Source organism: Nocardia uniformis NBRC 13702 (assembly GCF_001613345.1).
Taxonomy (GTDB): Bacteria; Actinomycetota; Actinomycetes; order Mycobacteriales; family Mycobacteriaceae; genus Nocardia; species Nocardia uniformis.
Map to the genome: position 1 here is coordinate 1 of NZ_BDCE01000092.1, position 21213 is coordinate 21213.

Consider the following 21213-nt stretch of genomic DNA (forward strand, 5'->3'; position numbering starts at 1 on the left):
GTGTGTCACCCGGGCCATATCGCCGCCGGTGGTCTGTGCGGCCCGGGGCATGATCGAGGAGTAGTAGGGCGGGTCCTCGAGGACCACCCCGCGCACGAGATCGGGGCGTGCTGCTGCGAGCCGGGTGGCGAGCAATCCGCCCGACGAATGCCCGGCGAGGAGTACGGGCGCACCGATCACCTCGTCGACGAACTGCGCCACGAGCTCACCGATTCGGGCGTTCGTGTACTCGTCACCGGGCAACCGGGCCGAACCGCCATGGCCGTGCACATCGATGGCGTAAACATGGTGCCGCTCAGCAAGTTCCGGCAGCACCCGCTGGTAGTCCTGCCATCGGGATCCCTGCCCATGGATCAGCAGCAGCGGAGTACCGCGGTCGGGTCCCTCGGCATAGTTCGTCCGGTACCCGCCGATATCGACGCTCTTCTCCGTGAACCCGGCATCGCGGACCCGCGCCATCGCATTTCGGTAATACCCCAGGTCAGCCCCGGAATGCCGCCGCTTGATGAACACGACAGCCGACGCGCCAACCACTCCGAGTCCAGCAATCCACCGCATGCGATGAACTCTATTGGGTTCCGGTAGTAATCGCCGATTATCCAACGCCCCTGGTTGGGGGTGATTCGCCGGTTCCGGGTGCTGGGTGGGGTGGATGGTGCTCGCCTGCCCGTCGCGTCCGCTTCCCAGATTGGCCTTGCGGGGGCCTGCACTAGTACACAACCGGTCGATCACCTTCCGCGAGAACAACTTTCGGGCACCAGCTTCTACGGTGTTCTCATGAGGTATCTAGAAGGTCATTTCGCACCCGTCGAGGTGGAGATCACGGCCCACGACTTGCCGGTCACCGGGCGTATTCCGGCCGAACTCGGCGGCCGGTATGTGCGCAACGGTCCCAACCCGGTCGGTGTGGAGGACCCTGCGACGCATATCTGGGGTATGGGTCAGGGCATGGTGCATGGGGTGCGGCTGCGCGACGGGCGGGCCGAGTGGTATCGCAACCGTTTCGTGCGGGTCCCCGGATTCGCACCCATGGTGCACGTAATCGACCATGCCGGGCAGACTTTCGCTCTAGCCGAGGGCGGATTGCCGCCGGCTCTGCTGGACGCCGAGCTCAACACCGTGGGTTCTTGCGAGCTGGGCGCCACCGCGGCGGGATTCACCGCCGGGGCGCATTCCAAACACGACCCGCGCACCGGAGAGTTGCATTCACTGTCCTATATACCTGGCCGTGATTTCGTGCAGTACGTCGTGACCGATGCGGTCGGGACCGTGGTCGACACCGTGTCGATTCCAATGACGCGGACCCCGTTTCTGCACGATTTCGCACTCACCGGCGACAATGTGGTGCTCTGGGACACCCCGCTGGGCTTCGACGGATTCGACTGCCGATGGCGGCCGGATCACCCCACACGTGTCGGTGTCATGCCACGGACAGGTGGTGCGGTGCGCTGGCACGATATCGACCCCGTCCATGTCAGCCATACGCTCAACGCCTACGACGACGGCGATTCGGTCGTCGTCGACCTGGTTACCGCGGATGGCCCGTTCGACCCCGCCGACCCGGGGGCCATCCGGCCCGTCCTGGACCGCTGGACCATCACCACGGACAAGGTCCATCAGCAGCGCATCGACGACCGCCCGCAAGACTTCCCCCGCATCAACGACGCCTTCGCCGCCCGCCCCCACCGCTACGGCTACTCCGCCGCGACCGATCTGTATGGGATACCGTTCGCACCCGACAGCACGGCCCCGGACGAGATCTTCACCAACGCCTTGATAAAACACGACTTTCACCACGGAACCGCGGACGTTCACACCTTCGGGACCGGAGAAGCGGTAGGCGAGGCGGCCTTCGCTGCCACCGGACCGGGCGAGGACGAGGGGTACCTGCTCACCTACGTCCACAATCCACACCGCAATGCCGCCGATCTGATCGTATTGGCCGCGCAGGACTTCACCGGTGAACCGGTCGCGCGCATACATCTACCGGTCCGCGTTCCGTTGGGCCTGCACGGCAACTGGCTTCCCGACCACTGACCCTGCACCATGATGGTGTGACCGATCCCCGACCGCCCTACCTTCGAATCGTCGCCGAGCTCGAGCGGCGCATCGCCGCAGGGGAATTGCGGCCGGGCGATCCGGTTCCCACCACCAGGGCCATCGTGGGCGAATGGGGTGTCGCCATGGCCACGGCCACCAAAGCCCTTGCGGCGCTCAAACACTCGGGTGCCATCGAATCCGCCCCCCGCGTCGGCGCCGTAGTCGCTGCGCGGCGGCTGCCCTCGCGCAGCACCGACGGGCTCGAACGCGAACGAGTAGTGCGCGCGGCGATGCAGATCGCCGACGCCCGCGGTCTGGCGGCGCTATCCCCGCGGGCTGTGGCGGCCGAACTCGGCATCGCGACGATTACCCTGCGCCGTCACCTCGACGGCGAGTCCGAAGTCACCCAGCTGATCGCGGACGCCGCGTTCGCCGAGATCGATTACCCCGAGCCTCCCCCGAGTTGGCGAGAGCATCTGCGTGTGGCCGCGCGGCTGCAATGGAGTGTCTACCAGCGTCATCCATGGGTACCCAGGCTCGTATCCATCACCCGCCCGGCCACCCTGCCCGCCATGATGGCCTACGGACTGTGGACGCTGCGCGCCTTCGACGGCCTGGAGCTGGATTCCTCCACCCGGCTCCACATCTACGCCACCCTGGTCAACTACGTACGCGGCACAGCAATCAACATCGAAATCGAAGCGGGCGCCGAACTGGACACCGGGATGACAAGCAAACAATGGGGGGCCGCCCGCCTCGCCACCGACCGACCACTGATCGTCAAGATCACCGAACCGAACACGGAGATGGACCTGGAGTCGCTGTTCGCCTTCGGACTGGAACGGCTGCTCGACGGCCTGACCATAGCGATGACGCCACAGAAGACCCGCCGACCACAGTCGTGAGCGGGTCTGGGCTGAGTCGTGAATCCGTCAGTAGACCCATGAGCCTGCGCAAGAATCGGTTGCGGGCGGGATGCCTCTGTGATGACCTCCGGTCTCGTCGTACTCGAGTTGCTGCCACATCGGCCGCGGACAGGTGCCGTTCGAGTGGACCGGCGAAGGGTCTTCTCGGGAACCGGATTCGGTGCGCAGCGCGCTGATCGATTGCTCAGCGTGGACTGTGGCGGAATCGGCCCCAATGGAGTCAGTGACTCGAACGGTACTCCGGGGCCCCATTTCTTCGGTTCCCATTGCCGGGAATGTCAATCCCTCGAAGTGTGGAGGGTTCTTCGATGCGGCCTCGTCTTATGATGGGCCGCCCGGCCGTCACACGCACGGCAGCCATCTGGGTCTCGTAGTCGATCAGTGACAGCCCGCCGCACAGCGAGTGCCGACCGCCGAAGACCTGTCATCCAGCGCTTCCAGCATCTCTATGTCGACGACGAGCAGATCAACGGCCACAGCCCGCACAAGCCATTCGGGCCGCCGATCACCGGCGGCCCGCCGATCCCGACACCGCCGGGTCGGAACGAACCGAACCACGCAAGCAGAACCAGCCGCGGCCACGATCGGTCAGCGAACGCCCCAACTTCACGCCGCGCACCCGGCGGCAGCGCCGACGGGTGCGTTGAGGCGTCGGTGTTTGGCTCTACGGAATGTCGTCCCGCGACAGGCCGCCCGACTCGTCGAAGGTGTCCTCCACCGATTTGTTGCCGTCGCGGGCTGCTCCGTCGAATCCGTTCGTCTCGGACTTGATGGCGCTGACCTCATTCCAATCGCTCAGGCGCCCTTCTTCAGTATCGAACATGTCGTCCCGCGCGACGGTGTATTCGATATTGTCGAATCCCGCGTCTTGGAGTGCACGGACATTCGCATCGCGTTCGGTCGCGGGAACAAGGTTGCCGAGCCCGGTCCGCATGGCCAACGGGCCGCCCGGTTGCAGGACACGGTTGAGCTCGGCTGCTCCACCCTCCTTCAACGCGGTGCCCAAGGGCACGGCCTCGACGTAGACCTGGTCGAATGCTTCGTCCGGGAACATCGACAAATCACGGAAATCTGCGACAACATCGGGCCGGGACTGCGAATCGATATTGACGAATATTTCGCCCGACTCGGCAGGTCGGAAGGCGTGACCACCGCCAACTACCATCCGCGCCCCGCCGGGGGATGCTTGGGCGCGATGTAACAGGGCATCGAGATCCGACGCTGGCTCGGTGCGCAGCTGCGCTGCGTCGATACCTCCCGGCACGGTCCCGAGCGGCCGTTGTCCCAGGCCGTAGTACCGTTCGGTCATGTCGTCGGTCTGGCGCCTCTCCCGCACCCGCAATTCCCGGTTATCGGTGTACCGATACTCGGGCGACAGCCCCGCTCGTATCCGAACCTCCCGAACCAATGCGGCACCGGCCTCGTCTGCCGCCGCCGCCTGATCAACGGCTCGCCTCACCCCCTCAGCGGAATCGTAAATCGGGGGGCGATTCCCTGCTCGCTGGCCGAACGGAAGCTGCGACTGAGAGACTCCTTTGCCCTGCGGAAGATTTCAGCGATCCTACTGCTCAGGAAAAATCACCTCTCACGACGATCGTGGGCAACCATATCGTAGATAGCGAGCATATGAAGTTCTCGCTGCCAGAAATATGAAAGCTCGCTGAAGGACTAACGCCGTTGTCTTCGCGTGCCTGCCGGATTGTGGCAGTCTTAACGTGACGGAGGCGTGTCTCGTAGTCCGACGCCGAGCAGAAGACTGGATTCGGGTGGCGTGGTGTGGCGATAGAAATACCGCATGAGGTTGCTCTGTTCCTCAATGTGATGGGGGTTCCGTACCCGGACATCGACGAGGATCAGGTGCGCGAACTCGCGCGGCAGGTGCGTGACTTCGCAGCCAACGTCGCGAACACCCACGAGTCAGCGACGGGCGCGATCGACCGGATGGGGTCGGTGTATTCGGGTTACTCCTACGAGCAGCTGGTCGCGGCGTGGGCGCGGATGAGCGCAACTCATATGGCCGATCTCGACCGCGCGTGCCAGGTCACAGCCCAGGTTCTCGACGCCGCCGCGAACGTGATCACCATCGTGAAGGCTGCGGTGCTGGCCGGGCTCGCCGCGCTGGCTGCGAGCTATGCCAGCCTGATGGCGGCCACCATCGCGACCGCGGGCCTGTCGGCGGCCATGACCGTCGCGATCCGGGCGGCGGCGGCCAGGCTGGTGACCGCGATGGAGCAGACACTGCTCGTGTATCTCGCGGCCGAGGTAATCGGCAAGGCCATCGAACCACTGGAAGACACCGTCGCCCGCATGATCAATGGTGTCGCCTACGAGGCCGCCGCCGATGCCCTCGGAGTACCCCCGCCACCGAATTCGTCGGCGCTGCCGCTGCATATCGAACCGGACGAAGTGATGCGCTACGCCCAGGTGCTTGATGATCATGCCGACGACATCGTCGGGCATGCGGGGAGGTTCGCCGACACCGTGGCGGCGTTGGACTTCACCACGGCCAGCGGAATCTACGACGCCGTCCCGCCCAGCAACGAGAACACACCGCACCGGTCGGCCAGCGTTTCGCAACCCGGTACCGCAGTAACCCCGCCGTCCACATCAGACCGGACAGCCGAGCCGAATGTGGCGACCACCGGAGCACAGCCAATTGCCACTATGCCAGACACTGGGACAAGCAACGGTGCGGGCCCAGCCGACACGCCCCACGGTCGTCAGTCCCGAGCCGCGTTCGAAAGTGCCGGTTCGTCGCCAGCCAATGCCAGTGACCATGTCGGCGCCGCCTCACACACGACGGCAGATACAGATTCCGTACGCCCGACAGCGATCCACAGACCGAATGCCTACGGCGACGGCTCGCTCCCGACAGCAGCCGACGCGATACCGGGGCAGGGTCGAGACGCCGGAGTGTCCGTCCCGCTGCACAGTTCGGCGGTCGGGACTGGACAGGCGGCGCAATCTGGCAATTCCATCACCGCCACGGGCACACCCGTAACCGGCGCGGACGTGCACCGGCATCCTGTGGAACCGGTCGCGCTGGCTGGGAAACATCAGGATGCGGCAGATGATGTCGTCGTTGGTCCGGCGCTTTCCCCAGCTACACACGCGACAGCTGGACATCCTCCGCCAACCGATGACAGGTCGACGGCCTCCACACGCTGGGGGCGTTCCGCAAGACCGGGTGACCAATTAGGCAGTCCAGCCAGACCAGCCCGTCAGCGCACCACCGCCCGACGACCGATCACTCCGGACACCGACCGCAAGCCGGGACCTACGCCCTGGTCGACGACACCCCATGCCGCGCCCGCAACCGGCCCGAAGACGACGGTGGTCGCGCCAACCCGCATCGAGCCGCGCCCCCAGCGTCATGAAGACGTGACCACTGCTCGACCCGATCAGGCCACCGGCCAGCACCGGATCCGCCAGAGTGCCGAAGACACATCGAGCGTGGCTAGGCAGGTAGATTCTGGAGTCGATTCCAGATGAATGTGTGCGTCACAGGTCGCGTTGAGCGGTGATCACTAGTCCGTTATTCGGTAGCTCTTGGGATCAGCCCGACCTTACCGGCGGCAATTGGCCTGCGGAGCTGGACCCGCTACCAGCCGGCTACAGGTCCTTCGCTACCGCGGGGGAGGCGGACGAGTATGGCATCGATACCTGGGAAGGCACGATCCACGCTGTCCCACAACATCCGGTGGACGACCTGCTGGTCCCCTACGTAGCTAACGGTTCGGAGATCAACGCGGTTCTTCGATCCGGATGGATCGACGAGGAAACAGTCGAGTTTGTCCGGAGTATGGACAGCCTGATGAAACTGACACCGCCTCTGGATAGTCCCCGGTTGGGGCGTGATGATCCGCTACACGCAGGTGCTTCGTCACCTCTATCGAAGTTCGCAGGGCATCTCCGCCCCTATTTCACACTCTCCCAACACTTTTCATCGGCGTATCCAGGCTGAGTGTGTCAGCACCTGTCCAGGCCGGAGGTGCCGTTCCTGTTCGTGTTCTGGTCGTAGACGTAGTAGGGGCCGACGGCCAACCCCGGCACGTTTTTGTACCAGACATTTCCGTGACTGTTGACGACATAGCACCTGATGTAAAATTTATCGCCCTTGTTCTTGCGACTAGCGACCGAGTGCGACGCTCCCGGGCCTGTCCTGATCGGAACGTTGTCCTTGGCGATGGTCGTCGTGGTGTCCGCGTTTGCGATGGGTGCCAGGACGACACCGGCGGACAGTGCCAGAAAAGCGGCCGACAATGTGATCCCCGCGAACCTCTTACGTGTCTTCATCATTCTCCATTCTTCCTATTTATGAACCGACGAGAAATTACCGATTCGCTCGTTATACCGACAACGGAGTCGATCCTCTGGTGCGTCACATGGCCACGGCATCATAACCATGCAATGGAAATGCACTCCAGTCCGTGGAGAGGATTTGACATTCCATTGACATAGAGGGCTCTCTGCATGTCCGAACCGAGGGCCAGGGCACGCTCCGCGTGGATCAGGCGCTGACTGCGGGGAGTCGACACTGGGTGGGGGTGCGGTCGGAGGCGGTGTCGAGAGTCAGGCCCCACACCCGAAACACGCTCGTCCGCGCGAGTGCCGGAAATGCCGCCACCGGCACAGCAGCAATTCCGACACCATGATCGCCCGCCATCTGTACGACCCCTTCCCGAGTCGGCGAGTCTTTTGCTTACTCAGCCCGGATCCACGGGCGAAATTCTGGTGGGCTGATTATTGGTAATTGGGGTGGTGGTCAACGTCGTGTCTGTGGGGTGGGTGGACCGCCCCGGCTTTGGTTGAGACCTGACTACCGACTACTCGTGTCTCATGCTGCCGCGGGCTGCTGACTCGGGCCTTCCCGGAAGGCCTGCTCGAACTCCAACGGTGGACGATAGTCACAGGTGGTGGTTCGGAGTTCCCGCCCGGGCAAGGGTTTCCGATTGATCATCACCACGCTGCCGCGGGAATCGGCCAGCGCGGGCGCGAACAGGCGGGTAAGTCGCAGTGCCGAAACGACGTTGGTGTGGAACCCGGCCGCCACCGCTTCGAGGTCCGCCTCGGCCAGATCGGCCATGGGTGGCATGGCGAACGCATTGTTCACGAGCGCGTCTACTCTGCCGAACGTCTCCAGTACTGTCTCGGCGAGCTTCGCAGCCGACGCGTCGCTGTCGATATCGGTCGGCACCACGCACGTCCGCCCGCCGATCTCCGCGATCTCCGCGATCTCCTTCGAGACTTCCTCGAGCCGGCTCTCCGTTCGAGCCGCGAGCACCACAGTCGCCCCCGCGCGCGCACTCTGTACGGCGATCGACCGGCCGAGCCCCGGGCCTACACCCGATACGACAATGACCTTCTCGCGCAACAACATCAGTCGAAGCTAGTCGGCTATGTCCGGCGATGCGAAAACATACTCCCGGCAGTGGGAACTGGTCGAACTCCCAGGTCGACGTTTCCTGCCTCGGGGCTTTACTCCAGTGCCGACATCGACTCGGCGATATCGGGCGGCGCGGTCTGGATGAGCGCGCCGAATTCGCTGCGACGCCAATCGACGTACTGATGGACTCGGCACTGGCTGATGGCGGGGTTGCGGCGCGGCGCGGTGCGTACCTCGAGGTCCAATCCGACTGTGAAAGCATGACGTTCGAGGCCGGCCAGGTCGATGCCGCGCTGCGTTTCCAGGATCAGATGCAGCGTAGCCGAATGGGCGCCCCATTCATTGTAAACATATCCACCCACCCAAATCGCTTGTCGTGCGGCGGCTTCCGAGGCCGCTGCCGCGGTGGACAGGGGGGTGCTGAACAAATCGCGGGCGATAACGTGTCCGTCCGCCCGGCAGATCGTGTATATCTTCCGTGTGGCGGCTGTCCAGAGCGTCAGGTGTGGTCCGTGGGCGCCGGATGCGCTGAATCGGGAATGGAGTGTGCGGTGCGACATAGTAATTCGAGCGTACGATCCTGAATCGGCCATTTCATGGCCGGATTCCCATAGTTGGGAAGATATGTCGATCGAATTGATCAACGCGACCTCGGGATTCTCGTTCATGCGACGAGAATCCCGGCGGTCATGTTATTCCTGGCTTAGATCCGACGGCAGACGGAGAATGGATAGCTTCCGTTCTCGGGCCGGTCCTTGTAGAAGGGCCAATTCATTCTGGCCCGGGTATCAGGGCCGAAAATTCCATCGGCACCTGTTCCGGCTTTCCCCTGGGCATTGACCAGCGCGGCGTGGGTTCTGTTGGGAACCCGGCAGCAACGTCCTGCGCGAGGTCTCCCTCAGCGGCGCCGCAGGACCAGCGGCAGGCCGTCCTTCGGCTGACAGGTGACCATGTAGCGGGGGATCACCTCGAATCCGGATTCGACACTGAACTCGAATGTGCCGACGACGGCGCTGAGTACCACCTGCGTGATCGTTGTCGACATCCGCTCCCCGATGCACATGCGGCTGCCTTTGCCGAACGGGTAGTAGGCGTTGCGCTGCTCGGTGCCGAAGCGTTCTGAGCTGAAGCGTTCCGGATCGAAGGTTTCCGGATCGTCCCAGAACCGGGAATCACGGTGGGTGATCTGAGGATTGAGGATGATCTTCGCGTTCGCCGGCAGCCGGTAGGGACCGAGGTCGTCGGCCCCTACGGTGCTGCGGAACCAGATCGGGAAGGCCGGATGTAGACGGAACGTCTCGTCGATCACTCGCTTGCCGTACTCCAGGTCGGGCAGCTCGGCGAAGGCCGGTAGCTCGGTGGCCCCGACTCGCGCGAGTTCGGCCGCCATCTTGTCGGTGATCTCCGGATGGTTGGCGAGTTCGTAGGCGGCCCAGGTCAATCCGGTGGCGGTGGTTTCGTACCCGGACATGAACAAGGTGAAGATCTCGTCCCGCAGTTGCTGGTCACTCATCCCCGCACCGGTGTCGGCATCCTCGGCCGCCAAGAGCAGGCCGAGGAGATCCGCGGGTTTGTGGTCCGCCGTGCGCCTTTCGTCGATCAACGCCAGTACCTCCGCGTCCAAGGCGGCCATCGCGCGGCGGTATGCGGTGGCGCCGGGCACCGGGAACCAGCCGGGCAGGAAGAACGTCCACACTTTCGACGCCAATCCCGCGAACACCTGGGAGGTGAGCCGGCGCAACCGTTCTGCCCGTGCCGGATCGATCGACGTGCTGAACAATGTGCCGAGCACGATCTCCACATTGAGTTCGATGCAATCGTCGAGGAAGTTCACCGATCGACCGGAGTCGGCAGCCGCCTCCCATCGCGCTACGGCGCGCTGCACACACGCGCTGACGTGCTCCTCCATCAGCTGCAACTGGTGGGTGTGGAAAGCCGGCTGCATGAGACGCCGTTGTCGTTTCCAGAACTCACCTTCGCTGGTGACCAGCCCGTTGCCCAGCGCCTTCCGCAACGGTTCCATCATCGAACCCTTGACATAGTTCGACGCGTTGGTCACCAGGATGCGGCGAACGTAGTCGGGGTGACTCACGACGTAGACGCCGAGCGGGCCCGCGCCCACGCGCACCAGGCTGTCGTGTTCGGCGGCGGTGTCCATGACGAATCGGTATGGGTCGCGCAGCAGGCCCGTTCGGAGTTCGGCGGACGGGACCGGAAGGGGCACAACGACGTCGGAGGTCATAACAGCAGGTGAGTCGGTACCGCTCATCCTCCGAATTATTTCCGGCCCCTCAATAGCGGGAATAATCAACGAAGTTGGGAACTACCGATGACTACCTACCTACCTATGAGACCAGACTGCTTCGTGTCAGCTTGCTCGAGCTTCAGTAGGGAACGGTTTCAGGTAGGGAACGTCATGGACTACGTCGCCTCATTTCGCTCGTTGTGTACGAAACCCGGTCTGCCCGACCACTATTTCGGTCTGTCCGGCCAGACGTCGGCCTGCCTCCCGCCCGGAGGTGTAGCCGGATCCGAGCCGGCTGAACACCGGTCGAACCGGCGGCAGTGCCGGACGTCGGTTCGACCGACCAGGAAGTAGGGCCCCGGATATGACCGCCGTGCCGATCGCCGTGGTCGCCATCATCAGCGCCGAGATCGTTTTCGTCGTCGGTGCGGTGTGCTGGCCGTCCGGGCGCAGGCAGAGTTCGACAGCGCGGCACAGTCGGCGATCTTTCCTGCGCAGAGCCGGGCAGCTGTTCGCGGCCGTACCCGATCGGTCAGGTTTTCGGCACGAATCGGATGATGTCGTTGCGGGAGGTGATCATCAGCTTCTGGAAGATCGCGGTCATCTGCGCGTCGACGGTTCTGGTCGAACTGCCCCGACGCGCGGCAATAGCGGTGTTCGTCCATCCCTGCGCCGCGAACTTCGCCACCTCACGCTCAGCCCGGGTCAGCTCGTCCCAGAGCGACGCGGTGCCGGTGCGGACGCCACCGGCTGGCACCCGGTCCATGGGTAACTGGCCCAGCGCGAGCCGCTGGACCTCGTACAGGTTGGGACGCAGCTGTGCACCTTCTCGTTCGGCGACGGCGTACGCCTCTGGACCGAGCACACCGCGGGCAACCTCGATGGCCCAGTTGGTTTTCTGGGCTAAGGGCACCATTTTCTCGATGTCGGTGCCTAGATCTTTGCATAGGGTCTCGGCGCCGCCCATGAGCCGGGCAGCCTCGGTCGCCAAGGCAACCAGCTCGTCGGGATCGGCGCCGCCCGCGGCGGTCGCGTCGGAGATGATCTGCGCCAGCGCCCAAGATCGGACGTATACCGCCCAGCCCGAACCCCACTGGTCGGGAATGGACACCAGATGGGCCAGTGACCGGCGCCCCACCGACAATGCCTCCGCGGGATCACCGTTCTCTGTCAGCACGAGCGCCCACATCAGCTGCGTCCACGAGGTCAACCAGCGCGCCCCCGCCGCGTCGGCCCGGTCCACACCGCTGCGGACGGTGTCCAGGGCGTACTCCGTGGCGCCGAAGAAGCCGACCGCCATAGCCTCCAATGGCGTGCCCATTGCCAATCCGCTGTGGTCGCCGGCCGCACGGTTCTTCTCCTGCGCGCGGGCTAGCACGGTCATGGATTCCGCGCTGCCGTGCACCAGCATCAACTCCTGGCCCCAGGTGAATTCGACCGCGGGGGGTAATCCCAGATCGATTTCGGGATGCTGCCGCCAGTCCTGCCGGTCGGCCGGATCGGGTATGCAGAGGGCGACGCACTCGTCGAGCATGCGTTCGGTGTCCGCATACTGCCCCTGCCACAACGCTATCCACCCGATCAAAGCCATGGCGATCACCTGGAGCTCGGTCGGTTGCGGGGTGAGCGAGCGGCTTGCCGCGAGCGCCCGTTCCGTCCACTGCCGGGTTTCGCGTAACGAGGCGTTGAAGAACGGCGCACGCAGCGCGATCAATCCGACCGAGATCTCCAGACCGGTCGCTGATTCGCCCGGCGCGTGCAGGCTGCTTTCGATGGCGAGTTGGATATTGGCCCAGGATGCGCGTGCCCAGTACAGATAGTCCAGTTCCGCCGGGCCGAACCAGCCGGCGTAAGCCTGCAGGATCTTGTCGCGGTAGTACTGCCGATGTCGCCTGGCGACCCGGGCTGGTTCGTCGGCCGAACACTCTTGCAGCCGCTGGTGGGCGAACACCCGGATGGTCTCGAGCAGCGAGTACCGGACGGTGGTTCCGGTGCGGTGCTGGGACGCGAGTGACTGGTCGACCAGGCGCTCCAGCAATCCTTCTATCTCGTCTTTCGCCAGCCGCACCGGCTGGCGGCCGTCGCCTGTGCCGAATTGATCGTCAGCACATACGGATTCGAGTGCTTCCAGCTCGGCACCCACCTCGTGCCCAGGATTGTGGTCTTCTTCAGGGTCCGTATCGTGCCCCGCAGCGAACACCGACAGCCGCGCCAGGAGTAGCCGCTCCTGGTCCGTACACAGTTCGTAGGACCAGGCGATCACATCGGGGACCCGCTGATGCCGCGCATCCACCCCTACCTGCCAGGCCGGGGACCACTGCATCCGCTGGTCGTTGGCGCCGCCGGTCAGTTCCTGCAGGATGGTCGGCAGCGGCTGGCGGCGCAGCCGTGCGGCGGCTAGCCGGATATAGAGCGGGTGATGATGCATGTGCCAGCAGATCTGCCGCGCGATGGCGACATCAGCGGTATCGGTGACCGCGAACCCGGTGAGTTCGGCGCGCTGCCGGAACAGGCTGAGTGCCTGCTGCCCGGACAGCGGCGGAACCGCGACCAGATGCTCGTCGACCCAGCCCACCGGCTCCCGGCTGGTGGCGAGGATGACCAGATCCGGTGCGGCGTCGAGCAACTCGGCTATGATCGAACGCGCCTCGGCAAGCACATGCTCACAGTTGTCCAGCACCAGCAGCGTCTGCGGGGTCCGGCCCGAGACGTTGTTCGCGGTGAACTGATCGACGAGTGCCTTCCACGCCGACCGCCCCGAGAAATCGGCGGCGAGCGCCGCGTGCGCGATCTCCTCTTCCACCGCGGTGACCGTGGATCCCCTGGCCAGCCGGGCCAGCCGCACACAGTGCACTTGCATCCGGGCCGCCTTGCGGAACTGGCCGACCGCTTCCACTGCGAGCCGAGTCTTCCCGATGCCGCCCATCCCGGTCAGCGTGATCAACCGCGCCGATCCCGACAAGAGCGCTCTGATCCGATCCAGTTCCAGGTCCCGGCCGATGAAACCCTCGGAGGTTGCCCGAAAGTCAGCGGGTTCGTGGCGACGCCTGCTCGGCATAGAAGTAGAGCTCCTTCATCCGTACGGGGACCGACCCTACCCGTTTCGTGCATCAAGTAGCTGTAAAACAGCGGGCACATATATGACACGTCCACCACGTCGGTTGTCGAACGACGACCGCCGACTGTTCCCACCAGCGGGAAGTGGACTCCGCGGGCTCGCCGCCGGAGTGAATTACGGTGTGCCGATATAAGTTCGGCGGAAGGGATGCGGCGAGTGTCGAGTCCGGAGGACGCGTTCTACACCGGTGTGCAGGCTTTGGGGCTGGTTGCCGGCGGGGCGCGTAATGAACAGCATGCGGTGGCCGCGTTCACCGCGGCGACAGATCTGGACCCGGACATGTGCGACGCCTGGCTGGGGCGCGCGATGGCGGGCGAGGTCTCCGGTGAGGTGATCTACGGCGCCTATCGGTCGGTCCATAACCTGTATCGCGATCAGCAGCGGGCCGGGCTGGTCGATCGGGCGCTGTGGTGTCACGCCGAACTCGGCGTATACGGGCTGCGGATGCCGATGGCCGACCGGAATCAGATCGCCATCGGGCAGGCAGCCGCCTACGCCGACGCCGGGGAATGGCGGGAGGCCGCGGCGATCCTGGACGAGGTGCCCGGTGACGAGCTGGCCGATTTCGTTCGGATGTCACTGTATTTCCGCACCGGGCGATGGCCCGACGTGCTGGATCTGCGAACTCGGCGGCCCCGGCTCGACGACGGCACCCTCGATATCGCGGCGGAACTGATGGCCACCCAGGCGATGGCGCAGCTGGGCCGCGTCGACGAGGCGTTGCCGCGGGCGCGTCAGCTGGTCGAGGAGACCGCGTCGGGCAGTCAGTCCTACCTGTGGGCCGACGTGCATTTCCTTTACGGAATGTTGTTGCGGCACAACGGGGACCACGAATCCGGCGATAAGGTCCTGGCCGGACTGAAGGGTTCCGGGCTGTGGCCGGACCGGCCCGAATGGCAGCGTGCGGTCGAGGAGAAGACATACCGGCTGGAGATCACCACCGCCACGGTGATCGCCACCAGATCCGACGTGTGGGATTCGGCCACCGGTGACAATCCGGTCGAGGTCGCGGCCGAGGCGGCGCGGTCGCAACGGCAAGAATTGCTGACCGAGGCCTCCGAGCTGCTCAACGCGCAGATCGGGATGGGATCGGTGAAGGAGCAGGTGGACCGGCTGCGCTCGGGCGTGCAGATGGATCAGGTGCGGGCCGCCCGCGGCCTCGCCGTCGACTCGAAATCCCAGCATTTGATCTTTTCCGGGCCGCCGGGCACCGGTAAGACCACCATCGCGCGCGTGGTCGCGAAAATCTTCGCCGGACTCGGCGTGGTCGACAGCGCCGACGTGGTCGAGGTGTCGCGCAACGATATGGTCGGCACCCATCTCGGGCACACCGCACCGAAAACCAACGCGCTCATCGACTCCGCACTCGGCGGGGTGCTGTTCATCGACGAGGCATACACCCTGATCCAGGAGGGCTTGTCGGGTGGCGACGCGTTCGGTAAGGAAGCGGTCGACACGCTGCTGGCCCGGATGGAGAACGACCGCGACAAACTGGTGGTGATCATCGCCGGATACGAGGATGAGATCAACCGGTTCCTGACATCCAACGAGGGTCTGTCCTCCCGGTTCACCAAACGCGTCCGGTTCCCCAGCTATGATCCGAGCGAACTGGTGTTGATCGCCGATCACATTGCCAAGAACAAGGATTCGGTGCTGTCCGAGGATGCCAGGGAGATCCTGCGCGAACGGTGCGAGCACATGTCGCGGCCGGACGACAATGGCAGGCGGCTGATCGACAAGGCGGGCAACGGCCGTTTCATCCGCAATGTGGTCGAAGCGGCCGAGGCCGAACGGGACTACCGGTTCACTCGTGACAGCGCCGACATCAGCGCGATGACCGACGAAGAACTGATGACCGTCAACGCCTTCGATATCACCGCGGCCCTGGCGGGTTTGGCACCGACTGCGGCGAGGTAACCCGGTGGCCCGCTTCCGGGTGGTGTCCAAACACCAGGTTTCCGGCTGGCGTTTCCTGCTCCGCCGGATCGAGCACGCCTTGGTGCGCCGGGATGTCTCGATGCGCGACGATCCGGGACGTGGCCGGTCGACGGCCTTGGCGGTCGGTTTCGCCCTGGCCTGCGTCGGTGTGGCGGGCGCGGCCGTGCTCGGGTTCTTCTCCCCGAAGCAATCGATCGGCGACGCACCGATCGTGGCGGACAAGGACTCCGGAGCGCTGTATGTGAATATGGGCAACCGTTTGTATCCGGCACTGAACTTGACCTCGGCGCGCTTGGTCACCGGGACCGCTGGTGATCCGCAGCGGGTGGGGGCCGACGAACTGGCGAAACTGCCACGCGGCCCGTGGGTCGGTATTCCGGGTGCACCGGGACGAATGATCGCCTCGGACAACCGTGATTCGTCGTGGACGGTGTGTGACCGGTCGCGGAGCGGCAGCGCGCAGGTGGATCCCGACACCGGCCAGCCGGTGGCCACCAGGTCGCCGGTGCACACCACCGTCCTCGGCGCGCCGCTCACCGTGGACGACGAAGCCATCCGCAAACTGGGCGAACACGAGGCCCGGCTGCTGCGCAACAACGACACGATCTGGCTGGTATATCGCGAGGGCACAAGCAATGTGGTGCGGGCGATGATCAATCTCGCCGAATCCGCGGTTACGCTGGCGCTCGGTCTCGACGCGACCGCGCCGATCCTGTCGGCGTCGGACGGGCTGATCGCCGCGATCCCGGAGGTTCCGCCGCTGCGGGTGCCCGCCATCGACGGCCTCGGTACCACGACGACGCTCTCGACCGGAATGACCGTGCAGGTCGGGTCGGTGCTGACGGTAGCGCAACCCGGCCGGGAAGCCGAGTACTACCTGGTCTCCCGCTCGGGTGTGGTCCGGGTGAGCGCGGTCCTCGCGGCCATGGTCCGCAATGCCGATGAGCGCGGCGAGATTTCGTCGCAGACAGTCAATTCGAACCTGATCGCGACGAACCTGCGACCGGGAACCTGGCCGGGAACCCAGCGCTACCCCACCCGGCCGGTTCGGTTGGCGGACACCGGCGCCGACACGGTGACCTGCCTGTCCTGGGAGCGGCTCGAGGGTGAGCCGAGCGCCGCGATCACCCTGCTCGTTGGTCGTCGGCTGCCGCTGACTACCGAAGAACAAAGGCTGCCGGTCGATTTGGTGACCGCCGCGCCCTCTCAGGGAAAGACGGCCGACGCCGCATATCTGCCGCGCACCTCCGGTCGATTCATTCAGGTGACCGGTACCGAGCCCGGTTCGGCACTGGCCGAATCGCTGTGGTGGATTTCCGACAGCGGGGTGCGTTACGGCATCGCCGCAGACCTCGGCGGCACGGGCTCAGCGGATCCGACACTGCGGGCACTCGGGCTCGGTGCTCCGGTGCTGGCCCCGTGGTCGGTCGTCTCGCTGTTCGCGGTGGGACCGACACTGTCGCAGCGTGATGCCCGGATACAGCACGACGGCATCCCGTCCAACCCGTCCGGCGCCGGATTCGGTGAGGAACAGCGATGACCACTACCCGACGCTTCGTGCGGCCACCTCGGATGATCGCCGGGCCGAAAGCGCCCGCGGTGGCCGAGCTGAAGCTGGAACCGCCGACCGAACTGCCCCGACCGGTGCCGCCGTCGAAGCTGAAGATGATCCTGCCGGTCGTCATGGTGGCGGCGATGGTCGGGATGATGGTGATGATGTTCCGCAGTGGGCGGGCCATGTCACCGATGATGTTGATGTTCCCGATGATGATGATGGTGTCGATGGTCGGCATGATGGCCGGCGGCATGGGCGGTGGCGGCAGCAAGGGCACGGCGGGCGAGGTCAACGAGGACCGCAAGGACTACCTGCGCAGTGTCGCCAACAACCGCGCGAAAGTGCATGAGGCAGAAGCCGAATTGCACAAGTTCCTGCGGTATTCCCATCCGGGCCCGGCCGAGATCGGCACCCTGGTCGGCGGCAAACGCATGTGGGAGAACCAGGCCACCCATCCACAGTTCCTGCGGGTGCGGATCGGACGCGGCCGGATCGCCAACCAGGTGCGCGTGATCGTGCCGGAAGCAGCCCCCACCTCGGAGCTGGACCCGGTGGGCGTCGTCGAAATCACCCGATTCGCCAAGGCGTACTCGACGGTGGGCGGCATGCCGGTGGCGATGAACCTGCTGTCCACCCCGCAGGTGGTCTTCGACGGTGATCCGGCCGCGGTCGGCGCACTGCTCCGGGCGATGATCGCCGAAATCGTTGTGCTGCACGGCCCGGACCAGGTCGCGATCGCCGCCGCGGTGCGGGAACCGGACGCCCCGGAATGGGCGTGGCTGAAGTGGCTGCCGCACGCACAGCATCGCGAGGACACCGACGGCATCGGATCGAGCCGGATGGTCTATCGCAGTGTCGGTGAGTTGCGGGCCAAGGTTTTGACCGGATTCAATCGGGGGCCGTTCTCCACCTCGGCGGAACCCGCTGTCGATAAGAAACACCTCCTGTTGATTGTCGATGTGAGCGGTCCGGTCAACGAACGTGATATCTCCGGCATCGACGGCTGCACCTGGCTCGGGATCGGCGGCGTGGATCAGCCGCTGCCACGCTCCCTGCGTTTCACCGTATCCGCGGAGCGGACGATGGACGAGGTGACCCTGCGCGGCACCCGCCGGGTCGGGATCGCCGATCGCATGTCGAGCGCCGCGATGACCGCACTGGCCAGAAGCGTGTCACCGTACCGGCTTTCATCGGTGGTGGAGGCCGTGGTGGCCGAGCAGGCCAGCGGCGGAACATCCTGGCAGGACCTGGTCGGCGTGACGGACCCCGGCGCGATCCGCGTGGACCGGCAGTGGCCGCCGCGCCGCGACAACGACCGGGCCCGGCTCAACATCCCCTTCGGACACGACTCGGCCGGCGCGCCGGTGTTCCTGGACATCAAGGAGTCGGCCGAGGAGGGGATGGGCCCGCACGGAATGTGTATCGGCGCCACCGGATCCGGCAAATCGGAGTTCCTGCGCACGCTGGTGCTGTCCGCCGTCGCCACCCATCCGCCGGAGGTACTCAACCTGCTGCTGGTCGACTTCAAGGGCGGCGCGACCTTCCTCGGCTTCGACCGGCTCTCACATGTGACGGCCGTGGTCACCAATATGGAGGAAGAGTCCGACCTGGTCACCCGCATGGAGGACGTCCTCAACGGCGAGATGGCACGGCGGCAGCGCATCCTGCGCGACGCGGGCAACTTCGCCAACGTGGCCGACTACGAGAAGGCCCGGGAACAGGGCGCGAACCTCGCTCCGCTACCCACCCTGTTCGTCATCCTCGACGAATTCGCCGAATTGCTGGAACAGTACCCGGATTTCGCCAAACTGTTCGTCGCGATCGGTCGGCTGGGGCGTTCACTGCGCATCCACCTGCTGCTGTCCTCGCAGAAAGTGCCGGCCAACCGGATGGGTGAACTGGAAGCCCACCTGTCCTATCGGGTGGCGTTGCGCACCAACCAGACCAGCGACTCGCGCGACGCCATCGGCACCGCGGACGCCTACCATCTACCGAAGAAGCCGGGCGCGGGATATCTGCGGGTCGGCGCCGGTGATCTGCAACGGTTCCAAGCCGCCTATCTGGGCGACCCGTGGACGGCGCCGTCGCAGGCGTCGGCGGCGACACCGCAGCGGGCGCGCCGGCCCGGCGGCGGATACCGTCCCCCACAGCAGTTCACCGTGACCGCGGTAGCCGACATCCGCCCACCCCGGCCGCCCGAACCGCAGGATCTCGCGCCGGAGCCAGGCACTGAAGAAGAGCAGATCACCGTGATGGAAACGGTGTTGCAACAGCTGGCCGGACACGGGCAACCGGCCCATCAGATGTGGCTGCCACCGCTGAATGTCGCGCCGACCCTCGACCGGCTGACACCCGCGGTGGAACCCGGCGCGCTGCGGGTGCCGCTGGCGCTCGTGGACCGGCCGCGCCAGCAGCGCCAAGATGTGTGGTCGGTGGACCTGTCCGGCTCCGGTGGTCACGCCGCCGTCGTCGGCGGACCACAATCGGGTAAATCCACCGCACTGCAATCGCTGATCGTGTCCGCGGCCCTGACCCACACGCCGGAGCAGGTGCAGTTCTACTGCCTGGACTTCTCCGGTGGTTTGGCCGCCCTGCGGAACCTGCCGCATGTGGGTGCGGTGGCGCTACCGCGCGACACCGACCGGATCCGGCGCACCATGGCGCTGATCAGTAACCTGCTGGCCAACCGTCAGGCGCTGTTCGCCGAACTCGGCATCGACAGCATGCGCGAATTCCGTCGCCGGGTGAACTCCCCGGCCGAGGCCGCTGAACTGGCCGCCCACGACCAGCACGGGGATGTGTTCCTGGTGGTGGATGGCTGGGACATCGGGTTCGCACCCAATGGCCCGTACTTCGACGAGTACGGGCCGGTACTGGAATCCGTTGCGGTGCAAGGGTTGAACTACGGCATCCACTTGCTGGTCAGCAGTTCCCGCTGGGCCGCGATCCGGCCGGCGATCAAAGACATGATCCAGACACGGGTCGAGCTGCGCCTGGGTGACCTCACCGACACCGTCTTCAACACGCACCGCAAAATGGTGGCCGCGATACCGCCGAATCGGCCGGGCCGCTGTATCTCCAACGACGCACTGCACATGCTGACCGCACTGCCGCGCATCGACGGTGTGAGCGACAGTGCTACCGCGGCAGAGGGATTGACCGCCACGATCGACCATCTCAACCAGCTCTATCCGGGCCGGAAAGCGCCCGTAGTGAAACTGCTGCCCGCAAAGATCAGCTGGGACGAGATGCACGCCGGGCGGCTGGCGCCGCAGACGTTGGCGCAGCGGCTGGTGGTGCCGTTCGGGATCCGCGAATCCGATTTGAGTGTCGCGGCAATAGATTTCGCCGTATCGACGCACATGATCGTGCTCGGCTCCTCCGGTAGCGGCAAGTCGACCGTGCTCGCCGCCATTCTGGAGTCGATCCGGCGGCAGTTCACGGCGGATCAGGCGCGGGTGCTGCTCGTGGACTATCGGCGCCAGCACATGGACGCGATACCGGAGGAGATGTCGATCGGCTACCTGACCTCCGAACGTGATCTGACTCAGGGGTTGCCGCCGTTCGCCGCGAAAATGCGCAGCCGCCGGGCACCGGACGACGTGACCTCACAGCAGCTGAAGGACCGATCCTGGTGGAGCGGCCCGGAGATATTCCTGGTGATCGACGACTACCACATGGTGTCCCAGCGCGGCGCGATGAACCCCCTCGATCCGATCAAGGACATCATCGTCGACGGGCGCGACACCGGGTTGCACGTCATCGCGGCCCGCAATATCGCACAGGCCGACATGGCGTTGTACGACAATATTCTCGGCCAAATGAAGAACCTGAACTCCTCCGGCCTCGTCATGGACGGGACCAGGCTCGACGGCATGCTGATCGGTGATGTGAAGCCCACCAAGCAGCCCGCCGGGCGGGGAATCTTCGTCGAACCGCTGCATTCCCGCAAAGATCTCGTGCAGGCGGCCTGGGAGCCCGAACGCGAGTCCTGAGCACCGAATC

Annotated in this window: 13 protein-coding genes; 6 read left to right on the forward strand and 7 right to left on the reverse strand. The window is 65.2% G+C overall.

What is annotated here, in order from left to right; all coding sequences use genetic code 11:
* Positions 1-558 (reverse strand): alpha/beta fold hydrolase (locus NU1_RS33550; protein ID WP_157553379.1); only part of this gene is annotated, 558 nt, incomplete at its 3' end.
* A gap of 219 nt (positions 559-777) precedes the next feature.
* Between NU1_RS33550 and NU1_RS33555 the strand changes: the two genes are divergently transcribed.
* Both NU1_RS33555 and NU1_RS33560 read left to right on the forward strand, forming a co-directional pair.
* Complete coding sequence (locus NU1_RS33555; RefSeq protein WP_067527720.1) at positions 778-2037, forward strand: carotenoid oxygenase family protein; 1260 nt, start codon at positions 778-780, stop codon at positions 2035-2037.
* Between the two features lie 17 nt (positions 2038-2054).
* Positions 2055-2945, forward strand: a complete 891-nt coding sequence (locus tag NU1_RS33560) for a GntR family transcriptional regulator (RefSeq protein WP_067527722.1) — start codon at positions 2055-2057, stop codon at positions 2943-2945.
* 685 nt (positions 2946-3630) lie between these two features.
* Here the strand turns inward: NU1_RS33560 and NU1_RS33565 are convergent.
* The gene (locus tag NU1_RS33565; protein ID WP_067527724.1) at positions 3631-4425 is read right to left on the reverse strand and encodes a class I SAM-dependent methyltransferase; all 795 of its coding nucleotides are present in this window, start codon (positions 4423-4425) and stop codon (positions 3631-3633) included.
* A 317-nt stretch (positions 4426-4742) separates the two neighbouring features.
* Between NU1_RS33565 and NU1_RS33570 the strand changes: the two genes are divergently transcribed.
* The gene (locus tag NU1_RS33570) at positions 4743-6458 is read left to right on the forward strand and encodes a WXG100-like domain-containing protein (RefSeq protein ID WP_067527726.1); all 1716 of its coding nucleotides are present in this window, start codon (positions 4743-4745) and stop codon (positions 6456-6458) included.
* A 477-nt stretch (positions 6459-6935) separates the two neighbouring features.
* On the opposite strand, the gene NU1_RS33575 is transcribed toward NU1_RS33570, so the two are convergent.
* The 5 genes from NU1_RS33575 to NU1_RS33595 form a co-directional block, all read right to left on the reverse strand.
* Positions 6936-7265 (reverse strand): SH3 domain-containing protein, encoded by a 330-nt coding sequence (locus tag NU1_RS33575; protein ID WP_067527729.1) that lies wholly within the window; start codon positions 7263-7265, stop codon positions 6936-6938.
* A gap of 538 nt (positions 7266-7803) precedes the next feature.
* Positions 7804-8346, reverse strand: coding sequence for an SDR family NAD(P)-dependent oxidoreductase (locus NU1_RS33580; RefSeq protein WP_084522055.1), 543 nt, complete (start codon positions 8344-8346; stop codon positions 7804-7806).
* A gap of 98 nt (positions 8347-8444) precedes the next feature.
* Positions 8445-9020 (reverse strand): hypothetical protein, encoded by a 576-nt coding sequence (locus NU1_RS33585; RefSeq protein ID WP_067527731.1) that lies wholly within the window; start codon positions 9018-9020, stop codon positions 8445-8447.
* 230 nt (positions 9021-9250) lie between these two features.
* On the reverse strand, positions 9251-10621 hold the full coding sequence (locus NU1_RS33590) for a cytochrome P450 (RefSeq protein WP_084522056.1): 1371 nt from the start codon (positions 10619-10621) through the stop codon (positions 9251-9253).
* A 508-nt stretch (positions 10622-11129) separates the two neighbouring features.
* The gene (locus NU1_RS33595; protein WP_067527735.1) at positions 11130-13655 is read right to left on the reverse strand and encodes a helix-turn-helix transcriptional regulator; all 2526 of its coding nucleotides are present in this window, start codon (positions 13653-13655) and stop codon (positions 11130-11132) included.
* A gap of 216 nt (positions 13656-13871) precedes the next feature.
* On the opposite strand from NU1_RS33595, the gene eccA reads away from it, so the two are divergent.
* The 3 genes from eccA to eccCa are packed head-to-tail and all read left to right on the forward strand — an operon-like array spanning position 13872 to position 21203.
* The gene (gene eccA / locus NU1_RS33600) at positions 13872-15632 is read left to right on the forward strand and encodes a type VII secretion AAA-ATPase EccA (RefSeq protein WP_084522057.1); all 1761 of its coding nucleotides are present in this window, start codon (positions 13872-13874) and stop codon (positions 15630-15632) included.
* A 4-nt stretch (positions 15633-15636) separates the two neighbouring features.
* Entirely contained in the window at positions 15637-17193 is a 1557-nt protein-coding gene (eccB, locus tag NU1_RS33605) for a type VII secretion protein EccB (protein ID WP_067527739.1), read from the forward strand.
* On the forward strand, positions 17190-21203 hold the full coding sequence (gene eccCa / locus NU1_RS33610) for a type VII secretion protein EccCa (protein ID WP_084522058.1): 4014 nt from the start codon (positions 17190-17192) through the stop codon (positions 21201-21203). The genes eccB and eccCa overlap by 4 nt, the downstream gene beginning before the upstream one ends.
* Positions 21204-21213: the final 10 nt, after the last annotated feature.